15 protein-coding genes are annotated in these 17,950 nt (G+C 75.6%); 9 read left to right on the plus strand and 6 right to left on the minus strand.

Annotated elements, in window-relative coordinates:
• Positions 1-3: 3 nt before the first annotated feature.
• Complete coding sequence (locus ACZ7LK_RS15885) at positions 4-876, minus strand: universal stress protein (RefSeq protein WP_392273540.1); 873 nt, start codon at positions 874-876, stop codon at positions 4-6.
• A 262-nt stretch (positions 877-1,138) separates the two neighbouring features.
• Here ACZ7LK_RS15885 and ACZ7LK_RS15890 point away from each other — a divergent pair, with 262 nt between their 5' ends.
• The 7 genes from ACZ7LK_RS15890 (at position 1,139) to ACZ7LK_RS15920 (ending at position 10,693) form a co-directional block, all read left to right on the plus strand.
• A complete protein-coding gene (locus ACZ7LK_RS15890; RefSeq protein ID WP_471141166.1) occupies positions 1,139-2,011 on the plus strand; it encodes a universal stress protein in 873 nt (290 codons plus the stop codon).
• A 208-nt stretch (positions 2,012-2,219) separates the two neighbouring features.
• Positions 2,220-2,546 carry an STAS domain-containing protein gene (locus ACZ7LK_RS15895; RefSeq protein WP_471141169.1) on the plus strand — a complete coding sequence of 109 codons (327 nt, stop codon included), beginning with the start codon at positions 2,220-2,222 and terminating at the stop codon, positions 2,544-2,546.
• A gap of 344 nt (positions 2,547-2,890) precedes the next feature.
• Positions 2,891-5,161: a protein kinase domain-containing protein gene (locus ACZ7LK_RS15900; protein WP_471141172.1), complete on the plus strand. Its 2,271-nt coding sequence runs from the start codon at positions 2,891-2,893 to the stop codon at positions 5,159-5,161.
• Between the two features lie 325 nt (positions 5,162-5,486).
• Positions 5,487-6,599, plus strand: coding sequence for a hypothetical protein (locus ACZ7LK_RS15905; protein WP_392273536.1), 1,113 nt, complete (start codon positions 5,487-5,489; stop codon positions 6,597-6,599).
• Positions 6,600-6,828: 229 nt separating this feature from the next.
• Positions 6,829-8,016 carry an FAD-dependent monooxygenase gene (locus ACZ7LK_RS15910; RefSeq protein WP_392273535.1) on the plus strand — a complete coding sequence of 396 codons (1,188 nt, stop codon included), beginning with the start codon at positions 6,829-6,831 and terminating at the stop codon, positions 8,014-8,016.
• Entirely contained in the window at positions 8,016-9,554 is a 1,539-nt protein-coding gene (locus tag ACZ7LK_RS15915) for a hypothetical protein (RefSeq protein ID WP_471141176.1), read from the plus strand. The genes ACZ7LK_RS15910 and ACZ7LK_RS15915 overlap by 1 nt, the downstream gene beginning before the upstream one ends.
• Before the next feature lie 158 nt (positions 9,555-9,712).
• Positions 9,713-10,693 carry an Acg family FMN-binding oxidoreductase gene (locus ACZ7LK_RS15920; RefSeq protein ID WP_471141179.1) on the plus strand — a complete coding sequence of 327 codons (981 nt, stop codon included), beginning with the start codon at positions 9,713-9,715 and terminating at the stop codon, positions 10,691-10,693.
• Between the two features lie 105 nt (positions 10,694-10,798).
• On the opposite strand, the gene ACZ7LK_RS15925 is transcribed toward ACZ7LK_RS15920, so the two are convergent.
• The 5 genes from ACZ7LK_RS15925 to ACZ7LK_RS15945 form a co-directional block, all read right to left on the minus strand.
• On the minus strand, positions 10,799-11,272 hold the full coding sequence (locus ACZ7LK_RS15925; protein ID WP_471141181.1) for a carboxymuconolactone decarboxylase family protein: 474 nt from the start codon (positions 11,270-11,272) through the stop codon (positions 10,799-10,801).
• Between the two features lie 300 nt (positions 11,273-11,572).
• Positions 11,573-13,189, minus strand: a complete 1,617-nt coding sequence (locus ACZ7LK_RS15930) for a sodium/solute symporter (RefSeq protein WP_471141184.1) — start codon at positions 13,187-13,189, stop codon at positions 11,573-11,575.
• Positions 13,186-13,701 (minus strand): DUF485 domain-containing protein, encoded by a 516-nt coding sequence (locus ACZ7LK_RS15935; RefSeq protein WP_471141187.1) that lies wholly within the window; start codon positions 13,699-13,701, stop codon positions 13,186-13,188. The genes ACZ7LK_RS15930 and ACZ7LK_RS15935 overlap by 4 nt, the downstream gene beginning before the upstream one ends.
• A gap of 135 nt (positions 13,702-13,836) precedes the next feature.
• Positions 13,837-14,886, minus strand: a complete 1,050-nt coding sequence (locus tag ACZ7LK_RS15940; RefSeq protein WP_392273529.1) for a helix-turn-helix domain-containing protein — start codon at positions 14,884-14,886, stop codon at positions 13,837-13,839.
• Between the two features lie 211 nt (positions 14,887-15,097).
• A complete protein-coding gene (locus ACZ7LK_RS15945) occupies positions 15,098-16,393 on the minus strand; it encodes a ricin-type beta-trefoil lectin domain protein (protein ID WP_471141190.1) in 1,296 nt (431 codons plus the stop codon).
• Positions 16,394-16,574: 181 nt separating this feature from the next.
• Here ACZ7LK_RS15945 and ACZ7LK_RS15950 point away from each other — a divergent pair, with 181 nt between their 5' ends.
• Both ACZ7LK_RS15950 and ACZ7LK_RS15955 read left to right on the plus strand, forming a co-directional pair.
• Entirely contained in the window at positions 16,575-16,757 is a 183-nt protein-coding gene (locus tag ACZ7LK_RS15950) for a hypothetical protein (RefSeq protein ID WP_471141193.1), read from the plus strand.
• A 129-nt stretch (positions 16,758-16,886) separates the two neighbouring features.
• Complete coding sequence (locus tag ACZ7LK_RS15955; RefSeq protein WP_471141196.1) at positions 16,887-17,867, plus strand: LacI family DNA-binding transcriptional regulator; 981 nt, start codon at positions 16,887-16,889, stop codon at positions 17,865-17,867.
• Positions 17,868-17,950: the final 83 nt, after the last annotated feature.

The raw sequence follows: 17,950 nt of genomic DNA on the forward strand, positions 1-17,950 counted from the left end.
CGGTCAGTCGTGCGGGACGACGGCGACGGGGGCCTGGGAGTGGTGGAGGACGGCGTGGGTGACCGGCCCGATGTGGGAACCGGTCCGCGCCCGCCGGTTGCGGCGACCGACCACGAGGAGCAGGGCGTCGCGCGACGCCTCCACCAGGTCCTGCGCCGGGCGGGCCTGGTGGCACTCGCGCACGACGGGCACGCCCGGGTACTTGTCCGTCCACGGCAGCAGCGCCTCGTCGAGCGCCCGGCGTGCGGCCCGGGCCGCGTCGGCCAGGGTCACGGCCAGGGCGCCGCCCAGGTCGGGCCCGTGAACCGCCGGGACCGCCCAGGCGGCCAGCACCCGCAGCCCGCAGCCGTACCGGTCGGCCGCGGCGAAGCCGAAGGCGAGCACCTCGTCCGCGGAGCCCCGTACGTCCAGGCCCAGGACCACCTCGCCGGCCGTGCGGGCCTCCCCGGGCACGGGACGGTTGTGCGGGCGTACGAGGACCACCGGGTGCCGGGTGCGGGCGAGGACGGCCAGGGAGACCGAGCCGGCCAGGAATCCGGCGAGGGCGCCCAGGCCCCGGGAGCCGAGCACCAGCACCTCCGCCTCGTCGGCGGCGGCGCACAGTGCCTCGACCGGGTCGCCGGAGCCCCACTCCGTCTCGACGTCGAGGCCCGGGTGGCGGGTGCGCAGCCGCCGCTGCGCGGACCCCAGCGTCCGCTCCCCCCAGCCGAGGGCCGTCAACGGGTCGACGAGGCGGGTGCGCGGGTCGTCGTCACCGGCCCAGACCTGGAGGAGGCGCAGGGGCACGCCCCGGCGCAGCGCCTCCTCGGCCGCCCAGTCCGTCGCGGCGAGGCTTTCCCGGGACCCGTCGAGGCCGACGGTGACGGTGCGGGACATGAGGGGCTCCTTCGGTGCCGGGGGTGGGCCTGCGCTCCCCACCATGGTCGCTCCGCCCGGGTCCGCACAGGGGACGGAGGTCCCGGGGCGCGGGGGCCGGTGGGCCCGCCGGTGGCGGGTGTCCGGCCGTGGGCGCCGTTTCTTGGCCCGGCCGGCCCCCGGCGCGGGGCCGACCGGCCCTGCGCGACCACGTGCCGCCCCGCTCATGCTGGGTGCGGAGGGGTGGCCGTGGCGGCCGCCCCCGAACCGTGTGGAGGCACCCATGACCCGCGCCATCGCCGTAGGAGTGGACGGATCCGCGGAGGGCCTGGCGGCGGCCGACTGGGCGGCGCGTGAGGCCGCGCTGCGCGGGGTGCCGCTGCGGATCGTGCACGCCTGGCTCTGGCAGCCGCTGGACGTGCCCGTGGCGCAGGACCGGGAGACGACGGCCCGGGCCGCCGAGGCGCTGGTGCGGGAGGCCGGGACGCGTGTCGGGGAGCGGTGGCCGGAGCTCGCCGTCTCGGCCGAGGTGGTGCAGGACACCGCGGTCGCCACCCTGCTGGGGGAGGCGGCCGCGGCACGGATGCTGGTACTGGGCTCCCGCGGGCACGGAGCGCTGGCCGGCCGGCTCCTCGGTTCGTACGGGCAGCAGGTGATCGCCGCCGCGGCCGGGCCCGTGGTGTCCGTACGCGCTTCCGAGGGGCCGGTGCGCCCGGCGGAGGGCGGTGAGGTCGTGGTGGGGCAGCAGGGCACGCCCGAGGACAGCGGCGCGGTGCTCCGCTTCGCGTTCGAGGCGGCCGCGGCCCGGGGTGCGGCCGTGCGCGCGGTACGGGCGTGGAGCCTGCCGCCGGTGTACGCCTACAGCCCCGGTTCGCTGCGCCTCGCGGACGAGGCGGGAGGGCTGGAGCCGTTCGAGCGGAAGGCCCTGGCGGAGGCGCTCGCGCCCTGGCGGAAGCGGTTCCCTCAGGTGCCGGTGACCGAGCACGTCGAGATCGGCAGCGCGGGACAGGTGCTGCTGTCGGCCGTGGCGGAGGCGCGGTTGCTGGTGGTGGGGCGCCGGACGCGACGGGGCCCGGTGGGCGCCCGCATCGGCTCGGTCGCCCACGCCGCGCTGCATCACGCCCCCTGCCCGGTGGCGGTCGTTCCGCACGACTGACGGCCCGTCGCGGGCGCGGGACGCCCCAAGTCCGGGGGCGGGGTCCTCCGGCCACGGCGGGACGGTCGAGCGGGCGCCGGGAAGAGGGACCTTCGGCCCTGTGGCGGGGACTCGCGGGGCCTGCCGGCGCCCGGCGCTCCCTGATGGACTGCGTGCTCCGGGGCGATCAGGGTCCCCGGGCAGGGCCCGCGCGAGGAAAGGCTGCCGCATGACGACGACCGGGATCAGCCTGACGAGGATGCCCCTGGACGGGAGCACGGTGGGCGTCGCGCTGGCGGGGGAGCTCGACCTGTACACCGTGGAGTGCGTCGAGCCGACGCTGGCCCTTCTGACGCGCGACGCGCACCGGGAAGTGCTGCTGGACCTGGCGGACGTCACCTTCTGCGACAGCTCCGGCGCCGCGCTCCTGATCCGGGTGCACCGGCGCTGCGCGGCGGCGGGCGTCCGGCTGCGTCTGTGCCACATCCAGCGGCTCCCGGCCCGTGTCATCCGCACCCTGGGCGTGGACCGTGACGTGCCGTGCACCTTCGTCTGAGCCGTCCACCGGGCCGGGTACGCGCCGCGGACCGGCGGCGGGCACGAGGAGTCCGGGTGGCGTGCCGGCACGGTGAGTTCCTCCTCGGTCAGCGGTACGCCGCGCCGCGCATTGTCCGGAGGGCGTCCGCCGGACGGCGCTGAGCTGCGGTGGAGCGGTCCGATTGTCCATGGACGTCCCGGGACGCCGGATCCCTGCCCCTGGCGGCGACTTTGCCGCTACTCATAGAGGCAGCAAGTCCGCGCCGCCGCTGCCCGGCCGGCGCGGTGGCGACGACCGCGGCACGGCCAGGTCCGTGCGCGGAGCCAGGGGAGGCAGTGATGGTGGGGCGTCGGGAACGACCGTTGGATCCGGGTGGGGGGCCTGTCGTCGAGTTCGCGGCGGAGCTGCGGCGGTTACGGCAGGAGGCGGGGAACCCCTCGTACGAGGCGATGGCGAGGCGGGCCACGTACGGCAGGGCGACCCTGCACGCGGCGGCCCGCGGCCACAACCTCCCGTCGAGGGACGTGGCGCTGGCCTTCGTACGGGCCTGCGGTGGCGATGAGCGGGCCGTGCGGGAGTGGGCGCGGCGCTGGGAGAGCACCAAGGCCCTGCTCGAGCGGGACCTGGACCACCAGGACGCCCGGGACGCGGCCGCGGCCGGCGCCGAGGAGCCCCTCGCGGCCGGCGCCGAGGAGCCCCTCGCGGCCGGCGCCGAGGAGCCCCTCGCGGCCGGCGGCGACACCGGACCCGGCAGCCAGCCCCGTACCGGCGGGGCGGGGACGTGGCGGGAGGCGCTGTGGCCGCTGGCACCGAACGACCCGCGCGTGATCGGCGGGTTCAGGCTGCTGCGGTTCCTCGGGGCCGGCGCGATGGGGCGCGTCTACCTGGGGGAAAGTCTCGGGGGGCGCAAGGTCGCCATCAAGGTGATCGACGGTGCGCGGTCCGGGAACACCGAGTTCCGGGCCCGGTTCCGGCAGGAGATCGCGGCGGCCCGCCGGGTGCACGGGATGTTCACCGCGGCGGTGGTGGCGTCCGATCCGGACGCCGACGACCCGTGGCTGGCCACCGAGTACGTGGCCGGGCCCTCGGTGCAGGAACTGGTCGGCGAGCAGGGCCCGATGCCGGTGGACACGGTGATCCGGCTCGCCGCCGGTATCGCCGAGGCGCTGGCGGCCATCCACGGCGCCGACGTGGTGCACCGGGACCTGAAGCCGGGCAACGTGCTGGTGGCCGGGGACGGACCGAAGGTCATCGACTTCGGGATCGCCCGCACCCGGGACGCCACCACACTGACCCGGACACAGATGCTGGTGGGCACGCCCGGCTATGTGGCGCCCGAGCGGCTGACGAGGGGCACGGTGGGGCCGGAGTGCGACGTCTTCTCCCTGGGGGCGCTGCTGGCCTTCGCCTCGACGGGCCGACTGCCGTTCGGCAGCGAGCCGTCGGAGATGGGCTTCCGGATCGTGCACGGCGAGCCCGACCTAGAGCCGGTGCCCGAGGAGTTGCGGGAGCTGGTGGCGTGGTGTCTGGCCAAGGACCCGAATGACCGGCCGAGTCCCGGCCAGGTGCTCGACTGGTGCTGCGAACGCGCCGGACAGCCGGGCCCGGGCTGGCTGCCCGCCCCCCTGACCGGGATGATCCGCCGGCGGGCCCGGGAGGCCGCCGAGGTCCGGGCGCCCGATCCGGACACGCGTGCGGGCGGGTCCCGTTCGCGGACCGCCCGGGTGGCGCTCGCGACGGCCGCGGTGACCGCGGTGATCGCCCTCGCGGGGGCGCTGATGAACCTCCACCCGCCGTCGTGGCGTGACGGGGCCGACCCGCCCGTCGGCGGTTCCCCGACCGGGTCCCCGACCGGTGGTGCGACCGCCGGTGCGACGCCCGGCCCGACCGGTGGTGCGACCGCGGGTGCGACGCCCGGCCCGACCTGGGGGCCCACCGACGGTGCGACGCGCGGTCCGACCTGGGGGCCCACCACCGGTCCGACCGGGGGATCCACGACCGGTCCGACGGGCGGGGTCACCGTCACCGTCACCGGCGGGCCCGGGGGCAGTGCCCCGGGCGGCACCGGCCAGGGACCGACCGGCGGCACGGTCACCGGCGGGCCGACCGGCGGCACGGCGAGCGGGTCCGTGCAAGGCGCGTCCGCCGGGACGGTCGCCGGCGGGACCGCCGGGACCAGCCGGGGGCCCGGCGGCGGGACGTCGACCGGTACCTCGGAGGGCACGTCGGCGGGCGGTTCGGAAGGGACCTCCACGGGCGCCTCGGAGGGTACGGGGAACATCAAGAACCCGCCGGAGCCGATCCTGATGGGCACCTCCGTCCACGTCCAGCCCCGATCCGACACCGTGGACTGCACCCGGCCGATCACGTTCACCTTCTCCGCGACCGCCCGGCGCACCGGGAGCATCCACTACACCTGGTACCCCGACGAGCGCCTGACCGGCCGGGGCTACCAGCCCCGTACGGGCAGCATGACCTTCACCACCCCCAACACCCAGTACGAGACCTTCGAGGTCCGGCTGCTCAACACCCAGTCCGGCCAAGTGGTGCAGGGCGAGATGGCCGTGCAGGTCGGCTCCCCCGAGGTCGACCGGCAGAAGGTCGCCGACCAGTTCTACCTGACCTGCTCCTGACGCCCCGTCGAGGGCAGGCCCGCGCGCGGAGCGTCCCCGGGCCTGCCCCCTGACAGCCGTCCCACGCCACCTCCGGTACGCGGCGCGCCTTGCCGCCCCGCGGCCCCGCCGTGCCCGCATCCGGCCCACCGGCCTCGCCGTTCGTCCGCGAGCGCCGCGGCCGAGCGCCGTCCGTGCCTGGCCGGCCCGCACGTCCTTCCGCCGCTTCCGCGACCTTCCGCCACCCGGAGCGATCGTCCGGGCGCCTGCCCGCCGGACCGCTCCGACCTGCCCGCCGGACAACCGGACACCCATCCCGCCCCGACACCTGTACGAGGAGAACCGCATGAACAAGCTCCGGCAGCGCTGCCGCGCCGCCTTCCGTCCCGCTCCCGCCGCGTCAGGCCGGCCCGAAACCCCCGCCGTCCCCCGTCCGGGCCCCGGCAGCCACCCCGGTGGCAGGGTCCGCCGCCACCTGGCCGTGACTCTGCTGCTGGCCGTCCTGGCCGGCCTCCCGCACGGCGCGCCGGCCCACGCCGAGCCCAGCCCGGTCCCCACCACCGCGAAGACCCGCTGCGCCCACGGGTTCGACCCGGACGAGTCCGCCGCCCTGCACCTGTCCGGTGGCCGGGGCACCACCTTCCCCTCGGATGCCCGGGGCCTGCGTCCCGGCGACGTCGTCCGCGTCGTCCCGCACATGAACGACGAGGTCTCCACCAGCGGCTTCTGGTGGCAGCCAGCCGACGGCTCCCAGTGGGTCACCCCGGCCGGCGCCGACCCCCGGCGGCCCGCCCCCGCGGGCTATCCCGCGCCCGGCCTCAACGCGTACAGCCTCATCGGCCGCCTCACCGGCGCGCAGCCCTTCGAGGTGCTCAACCGTCTCGGCTGCCGCCAGATCGGAACCTCCGGGAAGCTCGACCTGCGGATCAACGACCCCCAGGACTGGGACAACTTCGGCGCCTGGAACGTCGACATCCAGCTCTACCGCAACCCCCTCCAGGACGGCGGATTCGAGGAGCAGCGCACCTCCGCCGTCTCCGCGCCCTGGACCGTGGAGGGCCCCGACCCGAAAGCCGTCTCCACCTCCCCCACCGGTGCCAACACCGGCAGCAGGTCCGCCGTCCTGAGCTCGCCCGGAACCCGCGTGTGGAACGCCCTGTCCCAGCCGATCCCGGTGCGCCCGCACACCAACTACGTGATCACGGGGTTCTTCCGCACTTCGAGCAACGTCGACACGGCCTTCTTCGGAGTCCGCCTCCCCGGGGCGTGGCCGCCCGTCGAACGCCACTTCGGCCCGGCGCCCGGCTGGTGCCCGCCCACCACACCCGCCTGCTTCGGGCAGATCAGCGTGCCCTTCAACTCCGGCGACCACACGACCGTCACCGCCTTCGCCGGCTTCTGGGGTGTCGGTGCGCCCGCACACCTGACCGTCGACGACATCAAGGTCCTCTCCGGCTGACACCGAGGGGCGCCCGGGTCACAACCGTGATCCGGGCGCCCCCTCGGGCCGGGCCGTCCGTATCCGGGCGCCCCCTCGGGCCGGTCCGTCCGTCGGACATTGACAGGCCCCTGTCGACATGTTGCTATGAGGCGCTGCTCAGCCGGCCCCGCGTCATCGCCCGCCGCCCGGGCACCGGATTGACGGCCACCCGACCGGGGCGGCGCCCCCGACACCAGAGCGAGGACCCATGCCGCAGCGCGCCGCGACCATCGTCGGCGGCGGGATCGGCGGGCTCGCGGCGGCCATCGCCCTGCATCGCCGGGGCTGGCGCGTCGAGGTGCTGGAACGGGCCCCGGAGTTCACCGAGATCGGCGCCGGCATCTCCCTGTGGCCGAACGCGCTCCACGCGCTGGAGGCGCTCGGTCTGGCCGGCACCGTCCGGGCGCTCGGCGCGGTCGAGGCCACCGGCGGCGTACGCGACCGCCGGGGCCGCTGGCTGTCCCGCACCGACAACGCGGAGCTGGCGCGCCGCTTCGGCAGTCCCCTGGTGGTCCTGCACCGCGCGGACCTGCTGCGGGCGCTCACCGAGGCGCTCCCCGGCGACTGCCTGCGGCCGGACAGTGAGGTGTCCGTGGTCCGCGACGAGGGCGGCCGCCCGGTCGTCGAACACCGTGGGGGCGTGTCCCGTCCCGATCTCGTGGTCGGCGCCGACGGGTTGCGCAGTGCGGTCCGCCGCGCGCTGTGGCCCGACGCGGCCGGCCCCCGGTACGTCGGCTACACCGCCTGGCGCATGGTCACCGGGCCGCTCGCCGGGCCGCCCGCCGAGGGTGCGGCGATCTGGGGCCGCGGAGCGCGGTTCGGCTACACGGCGCTCCCGGGCGGGCGGATGTACTGCTTCGCGACCGCGTCGCTGCCGCCGGGGGCGGCCTCCGGCCCGTCCGAGCACGCCGAGCTGCTGCGCCGGTTCGGGTCCTGGCCGGATCCCGTCCCCGCCCTGCTGGCGGCGGTCGCTCCGGACACGGTGCTCCGGCACGACCTGTACGACCTGCCACCGCTGCCCTCCTTCGTCCGCGGCCGGGTCGCGCTGCTGGGCGACGCGGCGCATGCCATGACCCCCAACCTGGGCCAGGGCGCGTGCCAGGCGCTGGAGGACGCGGTCACCCTCGCCCACCGCCTCGACGGCACCGGGGACGTGGCCGCCGCGCTGCGCTCGTACGACCTGCTGCGCCGCCCGCGGGCCCAGGCCGTCGCGCGCCGCTCCGCCCGGCTGGGGGCGGTGGGCCAGTTGTCGTGGCCGCCCGCGGTGCTGCTGCGCGACACGGCCGCCCGGCTGACGCCGATGCGGGCGACGCTGCGTTCCATGACGCCGGTGCTGGGCTGGACCGCGCCCGGGCCCGGTGAACCCCTGGAGGCGACGGAGGGCGAGAGCGACTGATGCCGGACTGGACGTACCACCCCTTGCGCGGCCTGGCCGCCGCCGTGCTCGGTCGGCGCCGTTCGCAGCGCGCCGCACTGCGGCTGCTGGCCTCGGTCGGCTCCCGTCCCGCCGGCGCGCGGCTGATCGCCCGGGGGTTCGGCCATCGCCATCCGCCCGAGCGGCTCGCCGGCGAGATCGCCGGGGTGCCCTTGGCCGCCCGGCTCGGGATATCCGTCCCGCCCGCGCTGGCCCGCGAGGCGGTACGCGCCATGCCCCCGCTCGGGGCCGGTGTCGTCGAGGTGGCGCCCGTCGCGGCGGCCGACGCGCGGACCGTGCGGGAGGCCGCCGCCGGCCGCTCGATCCCACTGGTGGTCCGCGCCCGCGACCCGGAGACCGAGGCCGCCCTCGCGCCGTTCGTCGACGGGTTCACCAGCGGCGACGACCCGCACGTGGTCCGTACGTCCGACGCGTCGGTCACCGCCGCCGCCACCGCGCTCGAAGAGCCGGATGCCGTCGTTCTCGCCCGGCCGGGGGTGCTGGTCGCGGCCGGACCCGGATGGTTCCAGCGCGTCACCGAAGCGGCCACGCCCACCGCGCCCGCTCCGGCGCTGCGTGACGTCGGGCGCGATCCCCGCCGCTGGCCCGCCTGGTGGTGGGCGCTTTTGGTCGGGCTCGGGATGACGGGAGCCGGGCTGGGCGCCGCGGCGATCACCCTCGGACCGGTGCTGCTCTGGTACGACCGCGACTACCTCGGCATGACGCTGCGCGAGCTGCACGCCGCCAACCACCACCTCGTGCACTTCCTCCAGCACGACCGGATCACCATGGCCGGCACGATGGTGGCGATCGGCGCCCTCTACTCCGGCCTCGCCCTGGGCGGGATCAGACGCGGCTGGCCCTGGGCCCGCGAGGTGTACCTGCTCTCGGGGGCGATCGGCTTCCCCACCTTGTTCTACTTCCTGGCCACCGGCTTCGTGGAACCGCTGCACACGGCCACCACCCTCGTGCTGTTCCCGATGTTCGTGCTCGCGGTCCGCCGGGCTCCGCACGCACCCCGGTGGCGTCCGGCCCGCGAGGGGCCGGAACGGGAGCGCCGTCGGGCGCTGGTCGGCCAGTTGCTGCTGATCGTCACGGGAGCGGGGCTGTTCGCCGGCGGAGCGGTGATCTCGGTGGTCGGTCTGACCGGCGTGTTCGTACCGACCGACCTGACCTTCCTGGGCGCCGGCCCGCAGACGCTGGAAGCCGTGAACCCCCGGCTCGTACCGTTCATCGCCCACGACCGGGCGGGCTTCGGCGGCGCCCTGATGGCCGCCGCGGTGGCCATCACCCTGCTCAGCGCGTGGGGCTGGCGGCGGGGTGAGGCCTGGGTGTTCTGGACCCTGGCCGCGGCGGCGGCCGCCGGCTTCCTGCCGGCCGTCGTGGTGCACGGCGTGATCCGCTACACCGACCTCGTCCACCTCGCGCCGGTGTACGTCGGCATCGTCATGACCGCCACCGGCCTGCTCCTCGCCCGTCCCTATCTGTGCGCCGGGGCGTCGGCGGCGCCGGGGGACTGACGGGCCGCCCCGGAGGCGGGACGTTCGGCCCCGACGGGAGCCGTTCGGCCCATGGCCGCCGGGGGCGGCGGGGGCGACGCTGGGGGTGTGAAGCCGCCCTGGCCTTTCCTGTCGGGGCCGGCGGGTCCGCCGGCCCCGCTTCCCGGAAGGTGACCGCCATGCCCGTTCGCACACCGGACACGGACTCCGTGACGTCCTGGGTGGCCGCCGCCACCACCGCCCCGTCGATGCACAACGCCCAGCCCTGGCGGTTCCGTCATGTGCGCGGCAGTGGCGAGCTGCTGGTGATGTCGGACCCGCGGCGGACGATGCCGCGCACCGACCCCTCCGCCCGGGGACTGCACGTCGGCTGCGGTGCCGCGCTGTTCAACCTGCGTGTGGCCGCGGCGGCGGCCGGCTGGGAGGCACGGGTGCGGCTGCTGCCCGACCCGGCCGACCCCGAACGGCTGGCCATCGTCGGGTTCGCGTCCGCCGACCGGGAGGACGAGATCGCCGGCCTGTACCCGGCGGTGCGCCGGCGCCGCACCAGCAGGGAGCCGTTCTCGGACGAGCCGGTCCCCCGGGAGCTCCTCGACGGGCTGGCCGGGGCCGCGCTCGCCGAAGGGGCACGCCTCGCCTTCCCGGACGCCTGGCAGGTCCAGGCGATGCTCGACCTGGTGTGGGACGCCGAGCAGGAGGAGCGGTTGTCGCCCGAGGTGCGGGAGGAGATCGCCCGCTGGACCGGTACGGGCAGGGAGGCGGCTGCGCTGGAGGGGGTGCCGACCTGGGCGTTCGGTCCGCGCCGGCACGGCGGCCGGGCCCCGGTGCGGGACTTCGCCGGTGACCGCCCGGTCGAGGGGCGGCGCACCGCGGTCTTCGAGCAGTGGCCGTGCCTGGCCGTCCTCGGGACCCGGGACGACGGCCCGGAGGACTGGCTGCGGGCCGGTCAGGCGATGGAGCGCGTCCTGCTCCTGGCGACCTCGGACGGGCTGTCCACGTCCCTCAACTCGCAGGTGCTGGAGTGGCCGGAGCTGCGCTGGGTGGTGCGCGACCCGCTGTCGCCGACGGGCCACCCCCAGATGCTGATCCGGCTGGGGTACGGCCCGGACGTGCCCGCCACCCCGCGCCGGCCGGTGTCCGACGTCCTCGACGTCGTGTGACCCGGCGGCCCCCCTGCCCCGGCCCGGTCGTGGCGACGGACCGGGGCGGAACGGCTGGGCGGGCCGGGGCGGCTGGACGGGGCACGGGTCCCGGCCCCGGAACGGTCAGCCGAACTGGCCGGGCGTGTAGTCGCCGGCGGGCTGCCGGACGATCACGTTGACGCGGTTGTAGGCGTTGATGAGGGCGATGAGGGACACCAGGGCGGCGAGCTGGTCCTCGTCGTAGTGCTTGGCGGCGTTCGCCCACGCCTCGTCCGTGACACCGCCGGACGCGTCGGCGATGCGGGTGCCCTGCTCGGTCAGTTCCAGGGCGGCGCGCTCGGCGTCGGTGAACACGGTGGCCTCGCGCCAGGAGGCGACCAGGTGGAGGCGCGTCGCGGTCTCCCCGGCGTGCGCGGCCTCCTTGGTGTGCATGTCCGTGCAGAATCCGCAGCCGTTGATCTGGCTGGCGCGTATCTTCACCAGTTCCTGCGTCGCGGCCGGCAGTGCCGAGTCGGTGACGACCTTTCCGGCGGCGTTGACGTGGCGCAGGATGCGGCCCGCGACCGGGTTGCCGAAGAGGTTGAGACGAGCGTCCATGGTGCACTCCTGGTGTGCCGTTGTGGTGCGTTGACACCTCCTTGACGGACGGGCCGGGCGGGATGTGACAGGGGCGGGGTGTGACGTACGTCTCCCCCGCCGCGCGGTGCCGTCGCCGCCGCCGCACCGCGTCGGCTCCCCGCCGCACCGCGCCGTTCCGGGTGGCGTACGCCCCGGACTCAGCCGTCGCGGGAACGGCGGTGGGCCCGGATGATCTCCGCGTACCGGTGGCCGCTCACAGCGGAGCGTCCGGCCTGCCGGTGGGCGGGCCGGGCGCTCCGCGGCGCGGGCGGGACGGTGTCAGCGGGTGTCGGCGCCCGCCCCCGCGGGCGCGCCCGCCAGGATCAGCGGCTCGACCTCGTCGTAGCGCCGGACGCGTTCGGCCGCGTCTCCGCCGCCGGCGACCGTCGCGAGCCAGCCCGCGAGGAAGCCGAGCGGGATGGAGAGGATGCCGCTCGTGGTGAAGGGGAACCAGTTGACGTCCACGTCGGGGAACATGGACCGCGGCGACCCCGACACCAGGGTGCTGCCGGCCGTCAGGACGAGGGTGGCGACGGTGCCCACGACCAGGGTGGCGAGCAGCCCCGCGCGACTGTAGCGGCGCCAGAAGAGGCTGTACACGAGCGCCGGGGCGATCGCGGAGGCGCCGACGCAGAAGGACAGGGTCAGCAGCGCCTGGAGGTTCAGGTGCCTGGCGCCCGCCGCGATCGCGATGGCGACGACCCCGACGCCCACCGCGGCGGTCCGGGCGACGGCCGTCTCGGTGGACGCCTTCAGCTCGGAGGTGCGCAGGCCGTGGGCGACCAGGTCGTGCGCCAGCGTGTTGGCACAGGCGAGGGTGATTCCGGCGACCGAGGCCAGCAGTGTCAGGAAGACCGCGGTGGCCACCGCGGTGAACAGCAGCGTCTCCGCCACGGTCGGGTCCGCGCCCAGCACGGCCTGGCTGACCATCAGGAACGCCGTCTGCCCCTGGGGGTCGCCCGCCACGAGGTCCTTGTGCCCGACGATCGCGGCCGCGCCGAACCCGATCACCGTGAGCAGCAGGCAGGTGACGACCACGGTGGAGACGGCCCAGGACAGCGAGCGCCGGACGGCCGCCGTGCCGCGCGAGCCGAACATGCGCATGGTGATGTGCGGGAGCACCGCAGCGCCCAGCACGACGGTGAGCTGGGTACCGATCATGTCCAGGCCGTCGCCCGCGAACTGGAGCCCCGGCGCGAGGTACGCGTCCCCCGCGCCGCTCCCGTTCCGGGCGGCCACCAGCAGCGCCGACGGACTGAAGTCGAACCGCGCGAGGATCAGTACCGCGATGGCGGTGGCCGCGCCGAGGAGGACCACGGTCTTGACGATCTGGATGAACGCGGTGCCCTTCATCCCGCCGAGCGCGGCGTACACGATCATCAGCAGGCCGAGGCACACGATCGACCCGGTCTTGAAGCCGCCGGAGTGGAAGCCGAGGACGACGGCGAGCAGATCGCCCGCGCCGGCCAGCTGGAAGACCACCAGGGGCAGCAGCGCGGCCAGGGTGACCAGGGCGGAGGTGATCCGTACGGCAGGCCCGGGCGCCCGGCGGGTCAGGACGTCGCCCGTGGTGAACCGGCCGGTGTTGCGGAGGGGTTCGGCGAGCAGGAACATCATCAGGACCAGCGAGAGCACGGTGCTCAGGGTGAGGGTGACCCCGTCGAAGCCCAGCAGCGCGATGATGCCGATGGTGCCGAGCACGGTGCCGGCCGAGATGTAGTCGCCGGCGATCGCGAGACCGCTCCGCACCGGGGACAGCGAGCGGTAGCCGGTGTAGAACTCGGCCAGGTCGTTGTCGTCGGGCCCGGTCATCACGCAGACCAGCAGGGTGACCGTGATGACCGCGATGAAGGCGACGAGGGACATGGTCTGGGCGTCGGCGCCGAACTCGGTCATGACCGGTCACCCCCGGCCTGGCGGCCGGACCATCGTCGGTCCCCCCGCGGGGTGCGCTCACGGACGGCCGCCGCGAGCGGGTCGACCCGGTGGCGGGCGGTGCGCTCGTACACGGCGATGGCGGCGAGGGCCACCGGAAGCTGGCAGAGGCCGAGCACCAGGCCGGTGGTGAGCCCGCCGGTGATCTCGCCGGTCATGAGCCCGGGCGCGAAGGCCGCCAGGAGCAGGAAGACCAGGAAGTACCCGAGCGCCGTGAGCGTGGCCACCCGGCGGAGCCCCTGGTAGCCGGAGCGGAGGGCGCCGAGGTCGTCCCGCGGCGGGTGGGGCTCGTGAGGGCCCCGCGACCAGTGCGCGGCGGGCGCCTGCCGGAACGGGGCGTCCGGGAACGGGGCATCCGGGAACGGAGGGTTCGGGAACGGGGGGTTCGACGACGCGGGGTTCGGGAACGGGGCCTCCGCGCCTCGGGGAGGGTGCGAGGGAGGTGGGTCGGGGAAGGCTCGGTGGAACGACATCGACGTGCTCCTAGCCGCCGGTGGGGCAGGCGGGCGGGTGGGGTGCCGGGTGGTCCGCGCATGTTACTCACCGGTAGAGAGCTGCCGTAAGGGCCGTTCCAGCAACTGGACGGCCAGGTTCCGTGAAGGTTTCGGTCAGTCCGTGGGACCGTCCTCGCCGAGCAGCCGCCACGCGGTGAGGGCGAGCCTGGCCCGTACGAGTCCGGCGGGCCCGGTCAGGTCGACGCCCAGGAGCCCGCCCAGGTGGTCCAGCCGGCGGCCGACGCTGCTGTGGTGCAGGTGGAGGCGGTCGGCCGCCCGGCGCAGGGACCCGGTGGCGCAGTACGCCTCCAGCGTTCCCAGGTCGTCGGGGTCGCCCGCGACCCGGGCGATGGCGGCCACGTCGGGGTTGGCGCGGAGGGCGTCCGGCGGGAGCTCGGCCAGGAGCGCCAGCGCGCCCAGACCGGCGTGGTGGACGACGGGCTCACCGGCGGTGGTGAAGCGGAGGGCGGCCCGGGCCTCCCGCCAGGACCGGTCGGGACCGCCCGGGGAACCGACCCCGGCGCGTACCCCCGCGGGCAGCGCGGACACGTCCACGGTGGTGGCCAGGACGACACCGACCCCGGCGAGCGGCGCTGCCTTCACCGGGCGGGCCGGGCACACCAGGCTCCCGATCCGGTCGAGCGGGAGCCGGGAGCGTACGGCGACGACGTGGACCGGCCGGTCGGCGGCGAAGCCCAGGAGCCGTAACGCCCGCGCCCTGGCGGCCTCGTCGCTGTCGGCGCCGATGGCCAGTTCGACGAGCGCGGGATCGGCCATGGTCGTGCGGGCCGGGCCGTATCGTTCGGCGAAGGCCGCGGCGGCGATGGCGAACCGGTCCAGCAGCACCTCGTCCAGCGGATCCGGCGGGCCGGGGCGTTCCAGCCACACGGTGCCGATCTCCTCCTCGTCCAGGGTGATCGGCCCGCTGCTGGACGGGGGCGCCGGCGGGACCGGGGCCCGCCCGCCGTCGGGCGTCATGCGGATCACCTGCCCGGTGCCGTGCAGCCGCAGCCCGGCCACGCACTCGGCCAGGCCCGCCGAGGCCCGGGTGAGGGCGGACAGTTCGACCCGCCGGCGCATCAGCGTGTCGTAGAACGTGACGACGCGGAACGCGCCCTCGACGTGCGGGTCCAGTCCGGACAGCCGTACGGCCAGTGCCTCCATGCCAGGAGGATAGGCCGCCGTACCGGTGCGGCGGTGCGCCGTTCGGCGCGCGACGCGAGCGGTCCGCGCGACGAATGGCGCACACGCGCCGCCGCCGACCCCCAACCCGAGCCCGACCCGGGCCCGCCCCGGGCCGCCGTCACGGCGAAGGCCCGGGGCGGGCGGGGGCGGGGGTACGTGCGGTGCTACGCCCGCGGTGGGTGCGGGGCGGTCAGCGGGTCACCGTCCACTTCTGGTTGGCGGCACCGGTGCAGGTCCAGATCTGCAAGCGGGTGCCGTTGGCCGAGCTGCCGCCGGCGGCGTCGAGGCACTTGTTCGCCTGCGGATTGACGATGTCCCGGGCCGCCGGAACGGCCCACTGCTGCGCGGCCGTGCCGTTGCAGTCCCACAACCGCACCTGTGTGCCGTCGGCCGTACCGCCCGAGGCGAGGTCCAGGCACTTGCCCAGCGCCCGGAGCGTACCGTCACCGCCCACCGTCCACGCCTGGGCGGCGGTGCCGTTGCAGTCGTAGAGCTGCACGGGCGTGCCGTTGGCGGTGTTGCCGCCGGCCACGTCGACGCACTTGCCGCCGATGCCCGTGATGGGCCCGCCGCCGGGCCGGCCGCCGCCGGTGGTGACCCGGACGTGGTCGACCAGGAGCTGCTGGGGGAAGACGGTGCCGGCGTCGGGGTCCCCGGGCCAGTAGCCGCCCACCGCGAGATTGAGGATGAGGAAGAAGGGCTTGTCGAAGACCCACCGCCGTCCGCCGAGATCGGCCGGCGTGCGGCGCTGGTAGACGGCGCCGTCGACGGACCAGGTGATCGCCTCGGGGCTCCAGTCGACGGCGAAGGTGTGGAAGGCGTCGGCGAAGGCCTGGCCGCCGGGGAGGGTGTGGGCGGCCCCGATGCCGCCCGAACCGGAGTATCCCGGTCCGTGAAGCGTGCCGTGGACCGTGGACGGCTCGAAGCCCACGTTCTCCATGACGTCGATCTCACCGGAGTCGGGCCAGCCCACTTGCCCGATGTCGTTGCCGAGCATCCAGAAGGCCGGCCACATGCCCTGTCCGCGCGGGATCTTCATCCGGGCCTCGACGTGGCCGTAGGTGGTGGTGAACCGGCCGGCCGTGTTGAGCCGGGCGGAGGTGTACTCGCACCGCCCGTACCAGCAGGTGTAGTTGCCCGGGTTCTCCCGGCGGGCGGTGATGACCAGGTGACCCTGGCCGTCCAGGGCGGCGTTGCGGTTGCCGGCGGTGTAGTACTGGCGCTCGTGGTTGGCAACGTTGTCGCCGGTCTCGATCTGCCATTTCGCGCCGTCGACGGCGGAGCCCGCGGGGCCGTCGAAGTCGTCGGAGAAGGTGACCGCCGCGGGCGCTGCGGGGGCGGCGGGGGCGGTCACCGCCGCCGCGCCGGGTGCGGGACCCGCCACGGGCGGGGAGGCGCCCTGGGCGGGGCCGGTGACGAGCGACCCGAGGGCGAGCGCCGGAACGAGCGCCGCGAGGAGGCGCCGGGGAGAGCGCGGGAGAGGCATGACCATCCCTCCATGGGGACGTGCCGGGGGAAGGGGCCGCGCACATCGAACGACACACGCATGACGGGCGTACGCGTGCGGGCGTGCGGCTGCCGGGGCCTGTGGGGAACGGGGCACCCGGCGGGTATCCCGCCGACGGGGGTGGGGGGGAACGCACCTGGGGAGGCGCTTAGTTCATCACGTGATTGAAGAAGTGAGTGACGGGCGTGTCAAGCGTTTGGTCTGGACCGGGTCGGCGCAGTTGCCACGGATGCGGGGTGAAGCCATGTATCGAGGCGTGAGTGAACTCCCGTTGCGCAGCGGCGTCAAGAGCCTGCGCATTCACTTTCTGAACGAACAACTCCCTTACTGGGCCGCCAGTTGAGAACCCTTCCGGTTTCGGCGTGAAGTCTTGACGGCGGGTCCACTCGGCTGTTGACTCGCCGCACCCACCGGTACCGGTTCCGGAACCGCTTCCGGCGGCCGTACCGGATCTCGACGCGGAGGCGCCCGCATGCCCGTGACCATCGCCGATGTCGCACGTGAGGCGGGAGTCAGCAGGACGACGGTCTCCCGGGTGCTCAACGCCAGGGCGGAGGTGGATCCCGGCACCGCCGCCCGGGTTCGCGAAGTGATCGCCGCACTCGGCTACGTCCCCAGCTCGGGTGCCGTCGGCCTGGCCCGCGGCACCAGCCGCACCATCGCCGTACTGACGCCGTCCCTGACCTGGCCGTGGATGGGCGAGGTGCTCCAGGGCGTCGCCGACACCGTCGAGGCGGCCGGGTACGGGCTGCTGCTGTTCAGCAGCAACCGGGGCGCGGAGTCGGTCCGGCACTTCACCGCACAGGTCTCCGCCCGGGCCTTCGACGGTCTGCTGGTGGTCGAACCGGAGAGCACCCTCGGCGCCCTCACGGAGATGTACCGCCGGGGGCTGCCCGTCGTCCTGATCGACGACCGCGGCCACCACCCCGCGTTCCCGTCGGTGGCGACCACCAACCGCGAGGGGGGCGCGTCCGCCGCCCGTCATCTGGTGGGCTCCGGCCGCACCCGGCCCCTCGTGCTGGCCGGCCGGCGGGATTTCGGCTGCGTACGCGAACGGCTCGACGGGTTCCGGGAGGTGGCGCCCGACGCGTACGTCATCGACGGGGAGTTCACCGAGGAGTCCGGGCGGCGCGGTGTCGAGCGGGCCCTGGCCGAGGGGTGGGACGGCGACGGCGTCTTCGCGCACAACGACCTGATCGCGGGGGGCGCGTTGCGCGCCCTCCGGGAGGCGGGGCGGGACGTCCCGGGCGACGTCGCCGTCGTCGGGTTCGACGACATCCCGCTCGCCCGTCACACCGAGCCGCCCCTGACCACCGTCCGCCAGCCCATGCGGCGGATGGGCGAGACGGCGGCCCGGCTCCTCCTCGCCGGCCTCGGGGGGACGGCGCTGCCCGCCGAACCGGTGGTGCTGCCCACCGACCTGGTCGTCCGGGGTTCCGCGCCCCACCGGTGAGGCACCTGCCGCCCCGCCGGCCGCGGCGCGGCCGGCCCGCCGCTCCCCCGTGCCGGGATCCCCCCCCCGGCCGTTCCCCGCCG

The organism is Streptomyces sp. NPDC039423, assembly GCF_055598725.1.

What these genes read in the sequence shown, in the direction of transcription:
- ACZ7LK_RS15885 (WP_392273540.1), bottom strand. Translation starts at nt 876, where the DNA reads ATGTCCCGCACCGTCACCGTCGGCCTCGACGGGTCCCGGGAAAGCCTC.
- ACZ7LK_RS15890 (WP_471141166.1), top strand. Translation starts at nt 1,139, where the DNA reads ATGACCCGCGCCATCGCCGTAGGAGTGGACGGATCCGCGGAGGGCCTG.
- ACZ7LK_RS15895 (WP_471141169.1), top strand. Translation starts at nt 2,220, where the DNA reads ATGACGACGACCGGGATCAGCCTGACGAGGATGCCCCTGGACGGGAGC.
- ACZ7LK_RS15905 (WP_392273536.1), top strand. Translation starts at nt 5,487, where the DNA reads ATGAACAAGCTCCGGCAGCGCTGCCGCGCCGCCTTCCGTCCCGCTCCC.
- ACZ7LK_RS15910 (WP_392273535.1), top strand. Translation starts at nt 6,829, where the DNA reads ATGCCGCAGCGCGCCGCGACCATCGTCGGCGGCGGGATCGGCGGGCTC.
- ACZ7LK_RS15915 (WP_471141176.1), top strand. Translation starts at nt 8,016, where the DNA reads ATGCCGGACTGGACGTACCACCCCTTGCGCGGCCTGGCCGCCGCCGTG.
- ACZ7LK_RS15920 (WP_471141179.1), top strand. Translation starts at nt 9,713, where the DNA reads ATGCCCGTTCGCACACCGGACACGGACTCCGTGACGTCCTGGGTGGCC.
- ACZ7LK_RS15925 (WP_471141181.1), bottom strand. Translation starts at nt 11,272, where the DNA reads ATGGACGCTCGTCTCAACCTCTTCGGCAACCCGGTCGCGGGCCGCATC.
- ACZ7LK_RS15930 (WP_471141184.1), bottom strand. Translation starts at nt 13,189, where the DNA reads ATGACCGAGTTCGGCGCCGACGCCCAGACCATGTCCCTCGTCGCCTTC.
- ACZ7LK_RS15935 (WP_471141187.1), bottom strand. Translation starts at nt 13,701, where the DNA reads ATGTCGTTCCACCGAGCCTTCCCCGACCCACCTCCCTCGCACCCTCCC.
- ACZ7LK_RS15940 (WP_392273529.1), bottom strand. Translation starts at nt 14,886, where the DNA reads ATGGAGGCACTGGCCGTACGGCTGTCCGGACTGGACCCGCACGTCGAG.
- ACZ7LK_RS15945 (WP_471141190.1), bottom strand. Translation starts at nt 16,393, where the DNA reads ATGCCTCTCCCGCGCTCTCCCCGGCGCCTCCTCGCGGCGCTCGTTCCG.
- ACZ7LK_RS15955 (WP_471141196.1), top strand. Translation starts at nt 16,887, where the DNA reads ATGCCCGTGACCATCGCCGATGTCGCACGTGAGGCGGGAGTCAGCAGG.